14 protein-coding genes are annotated in these 14,661 nt (G+C 71.8%); 4 read left to right on the forward strand and 10 right to left on the reverse strand.

All coding sequences use genetic code 11. The annotated features are described in order from the left end of the window. Positions 1-7: 7 nt before the first annotated feature. From ACZ7L4_RS14245 to ACZ7L4_RS14255, 3 genes are read right to left on the reverse strand one after another with little or no spacing between them, the layout of a single operon-like run. Positions 8-736 (reverse strand): uracil-DNA glycosylase, encoded by a 729-nt coding sequence (locus ACZ7L4_RS14245; protein WP_472102368.1) that lies wholly within the window; start codon positions 734-736, stop codon positions 8-10. Positions 737-754: 18 nt separating this feature from the next. Beyond that, positions 755-2,293 (reverse strand): YfcC family protein, encoded by a 1,539-nt coding sequence (locus ACZ7L4_RS14250; RefSeq protein WP_472102370.1) that lies wholly within the window; start codon positions 2,291-2,293, stop codon positions 755-757. Further along, positions 2,290-3,666: a M20/M25/M40 family metallo-hydrolase gene (locus ACZ7L4_RS14255; protein ID WP_472102372.1), complete on the reverse strand. Its 1,377-nt coding sequence runs from the start codon at positions 3,664-3,666 to the stop codon at positions 2,290-2,292. The genes ACZ7L4_RS14250 and ACZ7L4_RS14255 overlap by 4 nt, the downstream gene beginning before the upstream one ends. A gap of 149 nt (positions 3,667-3,815) precedes the next feature. On the opposite strand from ACZ7L4_RS14255, the gene ACZ7L4_RS14260 reads away from it, so the two are divergent. After that, positions 3,816-4,256: an RNA-binding S4 domain-containing protein gene (locus ACZ7L4_RS14260; RefSeq protein ID WP_472102374.1), complete on the forward strand. Its 441-nt coding sequence runs from the start codon at positions 3,816-3,818 to the stop codon at positions 4,254-4,256. 320 nt (positions 4,257-4,576) lie between these two features. Here ACZ7L4_RS14260 and ACZ7L4_RS14265 read toward each other — a convergent pair whose 3' ends face one another. Next, positions 4,577-5,269: a class I SAM-dependent methyltransferase gene (locus ACZ7L4_RS14265; protein WP_472102376.1), complete on the reverse strand. Its 693-nt coding sequence runs from the start codon at positions 5,267-5,269 to the stop codon at positions 4,577-4,579. Positions 5,270-5,369: 100 nt separating this feature from the next. On the opposite strand from ACZ7L4_RS14265, the gene ACZ7L4_RS14270 reads away from it, so the two are divergent. Next, positions 5,370-5,675, forward strand: coding sequence for a DUF6343 family protein (locus tag ACZ7L4_RS14270; RefSeq protein WP_472103998.1), 306 nt, complete (start codon positions 5,370-5,372; stop codon positions 5,673-5,675). 6 nt (positions 5,676-5,681) lie between these two features. Here ACZ7L4_RS14270 and ACZ7L4_RS14275 read toward each other — a convergent pair whose 3' ends face one another. The 5 genes from ACZ7L4_RS14275 to rpsA form a co-directional block, all read right to left on the reverse strand. Next, positions 5,682-6,044 (reverse strand): tetratricopeptide repeat protein, encoded by a 363-nt coding sequence (locus ACZ7L4_RS14275; RefSeq protein ID WP_385765588.1) that lies wholly within the window; start codon positions 6,042-6,044, stop codon positions 5,682-5,684. Between the two features lie 91 nt (positions 6,045-6,135). Continuing rightward, positions 6,136-6,528 carry a hypothetical protein gene (locus tag ACZ7L4_RS14280; protein ID WP_472102378.1) on the reverse strand — a complete coding sequence of 131 codons (393 nt, stop codon included), beginning with the start codon at positions 6,526-6,528 and terminating at the stop codon, positions 6,136-6,138. Beyond that, positions 6,525-7,133, reverse strand: a complete 609-nt coding sequence (gene coaE / locus ACZ7L4_RS14285) for a dephospho-CoA kinase (RefSeq protein WP_472102380.1) — start codon at positions 7,131-7,133, stop codon at positions 6,525-6,527. The genes ACZ7L4_RS14280 and coaE overlap by 4 nt, the downstream gene beginning before the upstream one ends. Before the next feature lie 81 nt (positions 7,134-7,214). Next, on the reverse strand, positions 7,215-8,153 hold the full coding sequence (locus tag ACZ7L4_RS14290) for a PAC2 family protein (protein ID WP_472102382.1): 939 nt from the start codon (positions 8,151-8,153) through the stop codon (positions 7,215-7,217). A 222-nt stretch (positions 8,154-8,375) separates the two neighbouring features. Beyond that, positions 8,376-9,890, reverse strand: a complete 1,515-nt coding sequence (rpsA, locus tag ACZ7L4_RS14295) for a 30S ribosomal protein S1 (protein ID WP_450817789.1) — start codon at positions 9,888-9,890, stop codon at positions 8,376-8,378. A gap of 376 nt (positions 9,891-10,266) precedes the next feature. Here rpsA and ACZ7L4_RS14300 point away from each other — a divergent pair, with 376 nt between their 5' ends. Continuing rightward, a complete protein-coding gene (locus ACZ7L4_RS14300) occupies positions 10,267-11,091 on the forward strand; it encodes a class I SAM-dependent methyltransferase (protein WP_472102384.1) in 825 nt (274 codons plus the stop codon). Positions 11,092-11,130: 39 nt separating this feature from the next. Beyond that, the gene (hrpB, locus tag ACZ7L4_RS14305; protein WP_472102386.1) at positions 11,131-13,638 is read left to right on the forward strand and encodes an ATP-dependent helicase HrpB; all 2,508 of its coding nucleotides are present in this window, start codon (positions 11,131-11,133) and stop codon (positions 13,636-13,638) included. On the opposite strand, the gene pgfA is transcribed toward hrpB, so the two are convergent. Further along, on the reverse strand, positions 13,628-14,632 hold the full coding sequence (gene pgfA / locus ACZ7L4_RS14310; protein ID WP_472102388.1) for a cell envelope lipid trafficking protein PgfA: 1,005 nt from the start codon (positions 14,630-14,632) through the stop codon (positions 13,628-13,630). The two genes, hrpB and pgfA, sit on opposite strands and share 11 nt — an antisense overlap. Positions 14,633-14,661: the final 29 nt, after the last annotated feature.

A 14,661-nucleotide genomic window follows, 5' to 3' on the forward strand; every position in this document is an offset into this window, starting at 1 on the left:
GACCACGCTAGGAAGCGGGCGGGTCGCGGTCCTCCTGAGCTGGGCCGAACGGGTGCAATCCGGCCGCGTGCGCCGCGTCCCGCAGCACGCCGCGCAGCATCTCGGGGGTGAGTCGGCCGGTGAACGTGTTGCGCTGGCTGACGTGGAAGCAGCCGAAGAGCGCCAGTCCGTCGAGGTCGACGCGGGCGCCGTGCGCGAAGGCGGGGCGCGGGCGCGGCACCTCCCACCCGGCCTCCGCGAACGCCGGCAACGCCGCCTGCCAGCCGAACGCGCCGAGTACGACGACCGCGCGCAGGGTGGGCCGCAGCAGGTGCAGCTCCTGGACGAGCCAGGGCCTGCACGTGTCCCGCTCGGCGGGGGTCGGCTTGTTCGCGGGCGGCGCGCAGTGCACGGGCGAGGTGATCCGGACGCCGTGCAGCGTCAGCCCGTCGTCGGCGCTCACGGCGTCGGGCCGGGAGGCGAGGCCGATGTCGTACAGGGCCCGGTAGAGGACGTCGCCCGAGCGGTCGCCCGTGAACATGCGGCCGGTGCGGTTGGCGCCGTGCGCGGCGGGCGCGAGGCCCACGATCAGGAGCGACGCGTCGTGCGGGCCGAAGCCGGGCACCGGGCGCCCCCAGTACGTCCAGTCGGCGAAGGCCGCGCGCTTGGTGCGCGCGACCTCCTCACGCCACTCGACGAGCCGGGGGCAGGCCCGGCAGCCGCTGATGCGCTCGTCGAGTTCACCGAGACCGTCCATGCCACCCGACGATAGGGGCTACGTGAACGCGGCCCCCAGCGCGACGAACACGCAGATCAGCACGAACAGGATCGCCAGCAGCGGCCACACGAACCGCAGGTACTTGTCGTAGCCCACCTTGGCGAGGGCCACACCGCCGATGGTGACGGCGGTCGTCGGCACCCACAGGTTCATCCAGCCGCTGGCCGCCTGCCACGCGGTGACGACGACCGCGCGCGAGACACCCGCGAAGTCGGCGAGCGGCGCGAGGATCGGCATGGCGAGGGTGGCGTGCCCGGACGTGGACGGGATGAGGAAGGCCAGCGGCAGGTTGACGAGGAAGACGATGATCGCGAAGACCCCGGACGAGGTGCCCTTCACGACGCCCTCGATGGCGTGCAGGACCGTGTCCGTGATCTTCGAGTTGTTCATGATCACGGTGACGCCGCGGGCCAGCAGGATGACGAGCGCCGGCGAGACGAAGTCGGCGGCGCCCTGGATGATCGTCGAGCTGAGCTTCTGCTCGCCCATCCGCGCGACGATCCCGATGAGCACGGCCGCGACCAGGAACAGCGCCGCCAACTGCGGGAAGGACCAGTCGAGTTCGAAGCCGTACGGGGTCGCGTCGGCGTCACCGGTCAGGGCGCTCGCCCAGGGCACCACCGAGAAGATCATGAAGGCGAAGACGAGCGCCGTGGCGACCAGAACGCCCTTGTGCAGGCCGGTCAGTTCGGGAACCTCGGCCGCCTCCGTGGCCGTCTCGTCGAGGTCCCGGTCCCCCGGCAGAAAGCCCGAGACCGAGCGCTCCGGATCGCGCCGCACCCGCTTCGCGTAGCGGATGACGTACGCGATGGTGACCCCGGTCAGCACGATCCACATCACGAACCGCAGCGCGATGCCGTCGCCCAGCGAGATCTCGGCGGCCGAGGAGGCGACGCCGGTCGCGAACGGGTTGACGGTCGAGCACAGCACACCGACGCCCGCGCCGAGGATGATCGCGCCGACCGCCGTCATCCGGTCGTAGCCGAGCGCCAGCATCAGCGGCACGATCAGCCCGTAGAACCCGAGCGTCTCCTCGGCGAAGCCCTCGACCGTGCCGAGGACGGAGAAGACGGCCATGACCCCCGCGATGAGCAGCGCCCCGCGCTCGCGCAGCCGGTGGGCGAGGCGCCCGATGCCGCGGTCGAGAGCGCCGGTCGCGAACACGACGGTGATGAAGGCACCAATGGCGAGCACGAAAAGAAAAACTCCCGCACTGCCGTACAGATCACCGGAGTTGTCGGGCGAGACGAGGGCGGTCTTCGGGTCCTGGATGCCGTACAGGCCGTTGACCGGGGCGAGGAACAGGTCGTTGAGCCGGTCGACGAAGGACTGCCCGGAGTCGACGCGCTGGTACGTGCCCTCGACGGGCGCGCCCTCCCCGTTCCTGTCGTACTCCCCCGACGGGATCAGGAACGCGAGCAGCCAGATCGCGATCGTGACGACGGCGAGGACGGTGAGGGCGCTGGGGAAGGTGAACTTCTTCTTCGCCGGGGGCTGTTCGGGCGCCTCGGTCGTGTCCGGGCCCGCGGTGCTCATGCTCCGCTCCGGAAGTCGGCGGCGTACTCCCGCACGAACGCGCACATCGCGACGACTGTGGCGTGCAGTTCGGAGAACAGGACGCGTTCGTTGGGGGCGTGCAGATTGCAGAGGTTGTCCTGGGCGCCGAAGAGCAGCACCTCGGCGCCGGGGGCGGCCTTCGCGAGGCCGTTGACCAGCGGGATGGAGCCGCCGGTCGCGACGTACGAGGCGTCGGTGCCCCAGGCCTCCTTGAGCGCGGCACGGGCGGCCCGGTAGGCGGGGCCGCCGGTCGCCGCCTCGTAGCCGGGACCGGTGTCGCCGGGGGTGACGGTGAGCGCGACGCCGAAGGGGCGCAGCGAGCGCAGATGCCGTACGAGGAGTTCCTGGGCCTCGTTCGGGTCCTGCTGGGGGTGGAAGCGCAGGTTCAGCTTGGCGCGGGCGTGCGGGACAACGGCCGAGGCGGCGCCCGCCACGCTCGGCGCGTCCAGGCCGATGACGGTGATCGCGGGCCCGCTCCACAGGCGCTCGCCGAGGGTGCCGCTGCCGAGGAGCGGGAGGCCCTCCTCGACGCCGGCGAGCTCGCGGAACTCGTCCTCCGTGTAGCTGGTGCCGGTCCACTCGTCGCGGCGCAGGCCCTCCACGGCCACGTCCCCGTGCACGTCGTGGAGCGTGGACAGGGCCTTGAGGAGGACGAGCAGGGCGTCGGGGGCCGCGCCGCCGAACTCGCCGCTGTGCCGGGCCTCTTCGAGGGTGCGGACCTCGACGGTGACCTCGGCGGCGCCGCGCAGGCCCGTGGTGAGGGTGGGGGTGCCGGGGCGGATGTTGCCGAGGTCCGCGATGACCATGGCGTCGCAGGCGAACCGGCTCGGGTCGCTCGGCGGATACGCGTCGAACGGGCTGCCGTACTCCTCCTGCCCCTCGAAGACGATCTTGACGCCGACGGGCGGCCGGCCGCCGAAGGCCCGCAGCATGCCCAGATGCGCGATGACGTTCGACTTGTCGTCCGCGATGCCGCGCGCCCGCAGCCCGCCCTCGATCTCGGTCGGTGTGAACGGCGGCGACTTCCACAGGCTCTCGTCGCCGGGCGGCTGCACGTCGTAGTGGGAGTAGAGCAGGACAGTCGGGGCGTCGGGCGTGGGCGGCGGGATCTCGCCGAAGATCACCGGTGCGGTGTCGGGCAGGTCGAGGGTCTCGATCCGCTCCACGCCCGCGTCCCGCAGCAGCCCGACGAGCAGGTCGTGGGCCTCGCGCACCGGCTCCTCCGGGTAGCCGGGGAAGGCGACGGACGGGATGGCCGCGAGCCGCTCCAGGTCGGACCGCAGGCCGTCCATCAGTCGGTCGACCGCGGCCCGCGGGTCGCCGCTCGGGTCGATGGCATCCGTACCGTCCATACCGACCATGTCTTCATGCACCCCTCGCTGTCGAATACGCTCCTTTCGCCCGGATTATCCGGGGAGGTCGGGGATCGTTCGGCCGGGGCTCGCCGAGGGGTGCGACAACGGGTTCGGGGCGCGGCCCGCGCGGGGCTATCGTCGGACTCATGGCATCGCAGACACCGGGGACACCACAGGCGCCGGACGGGTCGGGCGGCGGCAGCAGCGTGCGGGTCGACAGCTGGATCTGGGCCGTACGCCTGGTCAAGACGCGCTCGGCGGGCGCCGCGGCCTGCAAGGGCGGGCACGTCAAGGTCAACGGGACGAGCGTCAAGCCCGCCCACCCGCTGCGGATCGGCGACGAGGTGCGGGTGCGCAGGCCCGGGGACCGCGAGCGCCTGGTGAAGGTCACCCGCCTGATCCGCAAGCGGGTCGGGGCACCGGTCGCCGCCGAGGCCTACGTCGACAACTCCCCGCCGCCGCCCCCGCGCGAGGTCATCCCCCCGGTCGGCATCCGCGACCGCGGCACGGGCCGCCCGACGAAGCGCGACCGCCGCGAACTGGAACGCCTCCGCGCCACCTTCGGCCAGGGGCCCGCCGACGAGTGAGGCGCGGGCCCCGGGGCGAAAGATTGGGGCTCTGCCCCATACCCCGCTGCTCAATCGCCGCAGGGGCTTGAAATACCCAGCCGCTGCGGCAGGCGGGCAAAACAAGCCCCAACGGCAGGCGGGCAAAATCAAGCTGAGGCGCGGGACCCGGGAGCAAAATCAAGCCCCGCCGACGATTGAGGCGCGGGGTCCGGGGCAGAGCCCCGCGGCGTAGGACCGGCGTCCCGCAACGGAGCCCGGGGCTTGGGACCGGCGTCCCGCAACGGAGCCCGGGGCTTGGGACCGGTGTCCCGAAACGGAACCGCGGGCGCCACCCACCGTCACGCCAAAACAGCCCGCACCCACGTCCCGTCCTCCGTCAACACCCGGTCGATCTTCAACCCGGCCCGCGCCAACGCCTGCTCGAACTCCGGCGGAGTAAGCGGCCGCACCCGATACGTCTGCGTCCACACCGCGTCCGGGAACACGTACTCGACCTTCACCGAGCGCACGCCGTCACCCACCGGCTCCGAGTAGAGCTTGCGGATCGTGAACCCGCCGCCGGGCCCCGTCACTTCACGCGGCAGGTTCTCGTGCGCCCCCTGCCACTCCCGCTGGATCAACACGCAGCCACCGTCGGCGACATGACGCCGGCACGCGTCGAGCATCCCCGCACGGACCTCCGCGTCCCCGGTGTGGACGAGGATGGACCCGAGCAGCACCACGTCGAACGTCTCGCCGAGGTCGAGGCTCTCGATCGCGCCCCGCACCGTGCGCGCCCCTCTGACCCGCTCCAGCATCTCCGGCGACTCGTCCACCGCCGTCACCTGGAAGCCCCGCTCCACGAGCGCGTGCGTCACACGGCCCACCCCGCAGCCCAGCTCCAGCACGCTCGCACCGGCGGGCACTGCGCCCGCGACGACGTCCGGCTCGTTCTCGACCGCGAGCCGCGAGTACAGCTCCACGGCACAGCCGTCCGGCGTGATGGCGCCCGGACCCGTGCCCTCGTATCCCGTACGCATCTCAAGGCTCATGCCGGTCCAACGATCCGCCCATCGGCCCGGTTCCAGCCGCCCGCCCCTTCACCCGCAAGTGGCATGCTGGAAGGTGCCGCACCCCGAGGGGATGGTGATCATGGTCCGCACGCATCCGCATCGCGCACACGTGCCGCACCCGGCGCACTTCGTCCGCACCGGTGACGAGCCGGTCACCGCCCGCAGCCCGTTGCGCCTGCGGCTCGGCCTCGCGCTGTTCGGGCTCGTGTGGACGGTCTTCGGCACCGTCGCGTTCCTGCTCGCGCACCGCCCGGGATGGGCCCTCGCCTGCGGAATCCTCTGGCTGATCACGACGGTCGACCTGTTCATGATCCTGCGGCACATCCGCCAGGGCCCGCACTACCAGCCGGGCCGGGACGTCCCGCCGTACCGCAGGCCGCGCTAGCGCCCCTCAGTCGTCGAAGCGGGCCGCCGCCAGGTACTCCGGCTGCGGGTCGAGCGCGGCGGCGAGGCGGAAATGCCGCCGGGCCTGCTGCGGGCGCGACCACCGCTCGTACGTCCTGGCCAGCGCGAAGTGCGCGAACGCGTTGTCCGGCTCGCGCTCCAGGACGATCGTGAACTCCAGCTCGGCCGCCCGCAGTTGCGCGGCGGCGAAGAACGCGCGGGCCCTCAGCAGCCGGGCCGCCGTGTGCTCCGGGTAGACGGCGAGCACGTCGTCCAGAAGCTTCACCGCTCCGCGCGGATCGCGCGCGGCCAGGAGCTGCTCGGCGGCGCGGTAGTCGATGACGTGTGTCTCCGGGGTGGCTTCGGGCACGACGAACCTCCTCCTGGTGTCGACCAGGTCAACACCGTGGACCGTAAGGGCTATTCCTTCCCGCGGCCCTTCGGAGGAACACGCGGCGCGATCAGCGCGAGCGGCTCAGGGACACCGTGAGCACCATGCCGACGAGCACCAGCAGGCCCCCCGCGATCATGAAGGCCCGGTCGACGCCGGGCCGTTCCCCGCCGAGCAGCACGGTCTCGCGCGGATCCTCCGTGTCGTACGCGACGCTGACGACCCCGCCGGCGGGCAGCGGCCGCCGTTTGCTGGGCGGCACGGGCGAGACGACCTCGACGACCCGCCCGTCGCCCGTCTCGAACTGCAGCAGGGGCCGGTCCGAGCCCTGCTGCGGCGGCTTGACCAGGGCCTGCGCGACGTTCCCCGCGCTGTGGACCCGACGGCCGCGCTGCAGCCCGTACGCGCCCGCGATCAGCGCCACCAGACCGCCCAGCGCGGTGCAGGCGGCGAGAACGATCACGCGGTGGCGGCACGCGCCCTGCGCGCCAGCTCCGCCCACACCTCGTCGACCCGCTCCCGCAGCCGCTCCAGCGGTACGTCGTTGTCGATCACGACGTCCGCGATCTCGAGCCGCTTCTCGCGGGTGGCCTGCGCGGCCATCCGGGCCCGCGCGTCCTCCTCGCTCATGCCGCGCAGCCTGGTGAGGCGGTCGAGCTGGGTGTCGGGGCTCGCGTCGACGACGATCACCATGTCGTAGAGGGGCGCGAGCCCGTTCTCCGCGAGCAGCGGCACGTCGTGGACGACGACGGAGTCGGGGCCGGCGGCGGCCTCCAGTTCGGCGGAGCGGGTGCCGACCAGCGGGTGCACGATCTTGTTGAGCGTGGCCAGCTTCCCGGAGTCGGCGAACACGACCGAGCCGAGCTTCGGCCGGTCCAGGCTCCCGTCCGCGGCGAGCACCTCGTCCCCGAACGCCTCGACGACGGCCGCGAGCCCCTCGGTCCCGGGCTCCACGACCTCCCGCGCGATCCTGTCGGCGTCGATCAGCACGGCCCCCCGCTCCACGAGCAGCCGTGACACCTCACTCTTGCCGGCACCGATACCGCCGGTCAGCCCCACCTTCAACATAAGCGGAAGCTTAGGCCCTGCCCGGGGAATCGGGCAGAGTCTGTGATCGAGCCGAGTCCGTGATCCAGCAGGGGCCCGTGATCAGGCGTCGCCCTCGCGTTCCGCCAGGAACTTCTCGAACTCCTTGCCGATCTCGTCCGCCGACGGAATGTCCATCGGCTCCGCCAGCATGTTGCCCCGCTGGTCCGCTCCCGCGGCCGCGTCGTACTGGTGCTCGAGGCCCTGGACCAGGGAGACCAGCTCCTCGTCGCCCTCCTGGACCTGCCGGTCGATCTCCGTCTGCGTACGGTGCGCGTCCGTGCGCAGCCCGTGCGCGACACCCGGCAGCACCATTCCGGTCGCGGCGGTGATCGCCTCCAGGACGGTCAGCGCGGCGTCCGGGTACGCGGAGCGGGCGATGTAGTGCGGGACGTGCGCGGCGACGCCGAGGACGTCGTGTCCGGCCTCCATGAGGCGGTACTCGACGAGGGCCGCGGCGCTGCCCGGCACCTGCGCCTCGTCGAACGGGCTGGCGTGCCCCGGCACCAGATCGGTGCGGTTGCCGTGCGGGGTCAGGCCGACGGGGCGAGTGTGCGGGACGCCCATCGGGATCCCGTGGAAGTTCACCGCGAGGCGCACCCCGAGACGCTCCGCGATCTGCCGCACCGCGGCCGCGAAACGCTCCCACTCGACGTCCGGCTCGGGCCCGGCGAGCAGCAGGAACGGCGCCCCCGTCGCGTCCTGCACGAGCCGTACTTCGAGCACAGGCTCCTCGTATTCGCTCCACCGGTCGCGCCGGAACGTGAGCAGCGGGCGGCGCGCCCGGTAGTCCACGAGCCGGTCGTGGTCGAAGCGGGCGACCACCTGGTGCGGCAACGAGTCTGTGAGCCGCTCGACGATCTGGTCGCCGGTCTCACCGGCGTCGATGTATCCGTCGAAGTGGTAGAGCATGACCAACCCGGCCGACTCCTGGGCCAGCGCCATGTCCACGGCGGCGAGCCCCTTCGGCTCCCATGAGTACAAATCCTGCGGATCAAGCACAGTGACCGCTCCTCCTCGTGTTCCCCCCGAACAACGTGCGGAGCGTGCCAACACATTCCCGCTTGAGGTGTCGCAGCCAGGGGCGCGGGGAACTGCGCGCACAACCCCTCGCCGCAGAAACAGCCGACGGGGCAAAGCCCTGTGGTCCAGGGCACAAAAAAACGGTTGGCCCGCACCCGAAGGTGCGGGCCAACCGCTAACTACCTGCTAGCGCAGAGCGTTTCAGCTCTGGCCACCCGCCAGCTTCTCGCGAAGCGCGGCGAGCGCCTCGTCCGAGGCGAGCGCGCCGGAGTTGTCGGCCGTCTCCGAGGAGTACGAGCCGCCACCGCTGCCGCCGGAGGCGGCCGGAGCCGAAGCACCGGCGGGAGCCGCGGCACCCTCGGCCTCGGCCTGGGCGTCCGCCTCGCGGGACTTGATGACCTGAGCCTGGTGCTGCTCGAAGCGCTGCTGCGCCTCGGCGTACTGGGTCTCCCAGGCCTCGCGCTGGGTGTCGAAGCCCTCGAGCCAGTCGTTGGTCTCGGGGTCGAAGCCCTCGGGGTAGATGTAGTTGCCCTGGTCGTCGTAGGACGCGGCCATGCCGTACAGGGTCGGGTCGAACTCGACGGCCGACGGGTCGGCGCCGAAGGCCTCGTTGGCCTGCTTCAGCGAGAGGCTGATGCGACGACGCTCGAGGTCGATGTCGATGACCTTGACGAAGATCTCGTCGTTGACCTGGACGACCTGCTCCGGGATCTCCACGTGGCGCTCGGCCAGCTCGGAGATGTGGACCAGGCCCTCGATGCCCTCGTCGACGCGGACGAACGCACCGAACGGAACCAGCTTCGTGACCTTGCCGGGAACGACCTGGCCGATCTGGTGCGTGCGGGCGAACTGCTGCCACGGGTCTTCCTGCGTCGCCTTCAGCGACAGGGAGACACGCTCGCGGTCCATGTCGACGTCGAGGACCTCGACGGTGACTTCCTGGCCGACCTCGACAACCTCGGACGGGTGGTCGATGTGCTTCCAGGAGAGCTCGGAGACGTGGACGAGACCGTCGACGCCACCCAGGTCCACGAAGGCACCGAAGTTGACGATCGAGGAAACGACGCCGGAGCGGACCTGACCCTTCTGCAGGGTGGTGAGGAACGTCTGGCGGACCTCGGACTGGGTCTGCTCGAGCCAGGCACGGCGGGACAGGACCACGTTGTTGCGGTTCTTGTCCAGCTCGATGATCTTCGCCTCGAGCTCCTTGCCCACGTAAGGCTGAAGGTCGCGAACGCGGCGCATCTCGACGAGGGAGGCCGGCAGGAAGCCACGGAGGCCGATGTCGAGGATGAGACCACCCTTGACGACCTCGATGACGGTACCGGTGACGATCCCGTCCTCTTCCTTGATCTTCTCGATCGTGCCCCAGGCACGCTCGTACTGAGCGCGCTTCTTGGACAGGATCAGACGGCCTTCCTTGTCCTCCTTCTGGAGAACCAGGGCCTCGATCTCGTCGCCGACGGCCACGACCTCGTTCGGGTCGACGTCGTGCTTGATCGAGAGCTCGCGGCTCGGGATGACACCTTCGGTCTTGTAACCGATGTCGAGGAGAACCTCGTCCCGGTCAACCTTGACGATGACGCCGTCGACGATGTCGCCATCGTTGAAGTACTTGATCGTCTCGTCGATGGCGGCGAGGAAAGCTTCCTCGTTACCGATGTCGTTGACCGCAACCTGCGGGGTGGTGGCGGTGGTCTCGGTGCTGCTCGTCATGTGGGAAAGGGCTCCGGCGGACATTGAAAGTCGGTGGGTACTGCTACGCCGGGAGCCCGTTTCGCTCTGAAGAAGCCGGACAGCCTTGGAAGCGCCGAATCCGGGCTTCCCTTGGGGAACCGGTGGCGCCTCGATAACCGAGGGGACATACAACAGATGCGAGCACAGCCTGCTATGTCCGAGGTGCGCAGGCCCGCAGCGCAACTTGTAGCATACGGGGGCAGCCGGACAGGGTCAATGCGCGAAGGCGCACACCCGGGGCGGATCGCCGCATACCCGGCACAAAACCTGTCACGCGAGGCCACTGGCATCGCCATGGGCCTCGCAGGGCCCGCACACTATTACGAGGGAGCCGATCATCCAAGAGTCCGGACCAATGGAAGCGCACGACTCCCCCTCTACGGTCGACGACGACTCGACGGCGACCCGGCGGGACGCGGACACCACGGAGAGCGCGCGGGCCAACCGCGGCTGGTGGGACAGGAACGCGGACGACTACCAGGTCGAACACGGCACGTTCCTCGGCGACGACCGTTTCGTGTGGTGCCCCGAGGGGCTCGACGAGATGGAGGCCGAGCTGCTCGGCCCGCTCGACGAGCTCGCCGGCAAGGACGTCCTGGAGATCGGGGCGGGCGCCGCCCAGTGCTCGCGCTGGCTGCTCGCCCAGGGCGCGCGCCCCGTCGCCCTCGACCTCTCGCACCGCCAGCTCCAGCACGCGCTGCGCATCGACGGCGGCAAGGTGCCGCTCGTGGAGGCGGACGCGAGCGTGCTCCCCTTCAAGGACGGCTCCTTCGACCTCGCCTGCTCCGCGTACGGGGCGCTCCCCTTCATCGCGGACCAGGTGCAGGTGCTGCGCGAGGTGCACCGCGTGCTGCGGCCCGGCGGGCGGTTCGTCTTCTCGGTCACGCACCCCATCCGCTGGGCGTTCCCCGACGAGCCGGGCCCCGAGGGTCTGTCCGTCTCCGCCTCGTACTTCGACCGCACCCCTTACGTGGAGCAGGACGAGCAGGGGCGCGCGGTGTACGTCGAGCACCACCGGACCATCGGCGACCGGGTGCGGGACGTGGTGGCGGGCGGCTTCCGGCTCGTCGACCTCGTGGAGCCCGAGTGGCCCGCGTGGAACACGCAGGAGTGGGGCGGCTGGTCGCCGCTGCGCGGGAACCTGATCCCGGGGACGTCGATCTTCGTGTGCGAGCGGTAGGGGGCGCCCCCGGCCGAAGGCTGGGGAGACACTGGTCACGTGATCCGTGACGACGCCCTGCGAGCCCTCCCCGTACGTTCCGCGCTGCCGGACCTGACCTCCGCGCTCGACGGTGACGGCGTCGCCGTGCTCGTCGCCCCGCCCGGCACCGGCAAGACGACCCTCGTACCGCTGGTGCTGGCCGGCCTGCTCGACGAGGGCGCTCCCGTACGACGTGTGGTGGTCGCCGAGCCGCGGCGGATCGCGGCCCGTGCGGCGGCCCGGCGGATGGCGTGGCTGCTCGGCGAGAAGGTCGGGGAGCGGGTCGGTTACACGGTGCGCGGGGAGCGCGTCGTGGGGCCTCGTACGTGCGTCGAGGTCGTGACGACCGGTGTGCTGCTGCAACGGCTGCAGCGGGACCAGGAGTTGGCCGGCGTCGACGCCGTGATGCTCGACGAGGTGCACGAGCGGCACCTGGACGCGGACACCGTGGCCGCCTTCCTGTGTGACGTACGGGCGGCGCTGCGGCCGGAGTTGGAGCTGGTCGCGGCGTCCGCGACGACGGACGCCGAGGGCTGGGCCTCGCTGCTCGGGGGTGCTCCGGTCGTCGAGGCCGAGGGCGTCTCGTACCCGGTGGACGTGGTGTGGGCGCCGCCCGCGCGTCCGGTGCGGCCGCCGCACGGGATGCGGGTGGATCCGGCGCTGCTCACGCACGTGGCGTCGGTGGTGCGGCGGGCGCTCGCCGAGCGGGACGGGGACGTGCTGTGCTTCCTGCCGGGCGTCGGGGAGATCGCGCGGGTGGCCGGGCAGCTGGGCGGCCTGGGCGATGTGGACGTGTTGCAGGTGCACGGTCGGGCGCCGGCCGCCGTGCAGGACGCGGTGCTCTCGGCGGGCGAGCGGCGGCGGGTCGTCCTTGCGACGGCCGTCGCCGAGTCCTCGTTGACGGTGCCCGGGGTGCGGGTCGTCGTGGACGCGGGGCTCGCCCGTGAGCCGCGGGTGGACCACGCGCGCGGGTTGAGCGCGCTGACGACCGTACGGGCCTCCCGGGCGGCCGGGACGCAGCGGGCGGGCCGGGCCGGGCGTGAGGCGCCGGGTGTCGTGTACCGGTGCTGGGAGGAGGCGGAGGACGGGCGTCTGCCGCGGTTCCCCTCCCCCGAGATCAAGGTCGCGGACCTGACGGCGTTCGCCCTCCAGGTCGCGTGCTGGGGCGATCCGGACGCGTCGGGGCTCGCGCTCCTCGACGCGCCTCCGGGCGGGGCGATGGCGGCGGCCCGGTCGGTGCTGACGGCCGTCGGCGCGGTCGAGGGGGACTCCGGCCGGGCCACCGAGCGCGGGGCGCGGCTCGCGCGGCTCGGGCTGCATCCGCGCCTCGGCCGTGCACTGGTGGACGCGGCGCCGGTGGTGGGCGCGAAGCGGGCGGCGGAGGTCGTGGCGCTGCTGAGCGAGGAGCCGCCGCGGGACTACGGGGACGATCTCGGCGGGGCGTTGCGGGCCGCCCGCCGCGGGGGTGACGCGTATGCCCGGCGGTGGACCGCGGAGGTCCGGCGGCTCGCCCGCCCGGCCTCGGGGGATGCGGCTCCCCCGGCCACCGTGTCGGACGATCAGGCAGCCGGTGTCGTCGCCGCGCTCGCCTTTCCCGAGCGGGTCGCCCGGCGCTCCGGCGGATCGCTGCTCATGGTGAACGGCACCCGCGCCGACGTTCCCGACGGGTCCGCCCTGCGGGACGCCGAGTGGGTCGCCGTAGCCGTCGCGGACCGACCCGTGGGGGCCGGGCACGCGCGCGTGCGGCTCGGTGCCGTGGTGGACGAGGAGGTCGCCCGGCGGGCCGCCGCGTCGCTGTTCCGCGAAGGCGACGAAGTGGCGTGGGCGGGCGGCGAGTTGGTGGCCCGGCACGTGACCCGGCTCGGCGCGGTGGAACTCGCCGTGCGCCCGCTCAAGAACCCCGCCCCCGGCCTCGTACGGGACGCGCTGGTCGAAGGGCTGCGGCGCGAAGGGCTCGGGCTGTTGCGGTGGAGCAGGGACGCCGTGGCGCTGCGGGAGCGGCTCGCGTTCCTGCGGCGGCATGTCGGGGAGCCGTGGCCGGACGTGGGCGACGAGGCGCTGCACGCGCGCGTGGACGAGTGGCTGGAGCCGGAGCTGAGCGCGGCGCGGCGCCGGGCGGACCTCGGGCGGATCGACGCCGGGGAGGCGTTGAAGCGGCTGCTGCCGTGGGCGGGCGGGCAGGCGGTGCGCCTGGACGAGCTGGCGCCGGAGCGGCTCGAGGTGCCGAGCGGGTCCCGGATCCGGCTCGACTACTCCGATCCCGGGCAGCCCGTGCTCGCCGTGAAGCTGCAGGAGATGTTCGGACTGCGCGAGACGCCGCGCGTGGCCGGGGTCCCCGTCCTCGTACACCTGTTGTCGCCCGCCGGGCGGCCCGCCGCCGTGACCGCGGACCTCGCCTCGTTCTGGGGCGACGGATACCGGTCCGTACGGGCCGATCTGCGCGGCCGCTACCCCAAGCACCCGTGGCCCGAGGACCCGGCGACGGCCGAGCCCACGCGGCACACGAACGCCCGGCTCAGACGCTGACCGGGTCGGGCTCCGGCTCGGCCGTCGGCGTCTCCTCCGGCTCGCCGGGACGCCGACTGCGGGCCTCCAGCCACAGGGACAGCGAGAGCAGCAGCGCGCCGAGGATCAGGAAGCCCCACGGCAGGTAGGACGTGAGCAGCAGGACCAGGACGCGCTGCGACTTGACCAGGTCGACCGTCGACTCGATGAAGTCGGGACGCATCTTGACGTGCCCGGAGAACGCGGTGATCTTCTTGTCGGGATCACTGGCGAGGAGCGTGCCGCCGCGCATCTGCTCCTTGTGGATCTCCTCGCCGTACACGGGGGCGCCGGTCGTCGGGTCGACCCAGAACTTGCGGACCGTCGTGTAGTACATCTTGGTGCCGGTCTTGGCGACGGACTCCGGGGTGATGCCCTTGACGGGGAGCTTCTTCGGGAAGGGGACCTTCGTCCACGGGATGGTCTGCTCGAAGTAGTAGACGCTCAGGCCGTGGAAGTTCTGGGTGCCCTTGTAGTGGATGGGGCGGGTGACGCGGGCGCGCGCGTCGAAGTACTCGTAGTCCCGCTTCTCCGTCAGGAAGGGCCACTTGAACTCGATGCCCTCGCGCTTGACCGGGTCGCCGTCGACGGATTCGCCCTTGGCGTGCACGGGCGCGGAGCTGTGGGCGTCGAAGATGTAGCGCTCGGGGATCTGGGAGACCATCTTGCCGTCGGGTCCCACGACGTAGGTGAGGCCGTCCCAGACGACGACATCGCGTCCGGCGCTCTCCTCCACCTTGTTCGACGCCTCGACGTTGCCCTTGAGCGTCTGCACGATGCTGAGCTTGGGGACCTTCTTCTCCTTCATGGTCCCGTAGTCGACGAGGGTCGCGTTCTTCGCCTCCAGGACCATGGTCTGGTACTGGCTCGGCGGGATCTTCGCGAGGCGCGGGAACGCGTACCAGCGCATCAGCGGGGACATCGCCGTGAAGAACACGGCGAAGGCGAGCAGGATCAGGCTGGCCTTGCGGCGCATCGCGGCGGCCCTCCTCAGCTACGGGCGTG

The organism is Streptomyces sp. NPDC107575 (assembly GCF_055657265.1).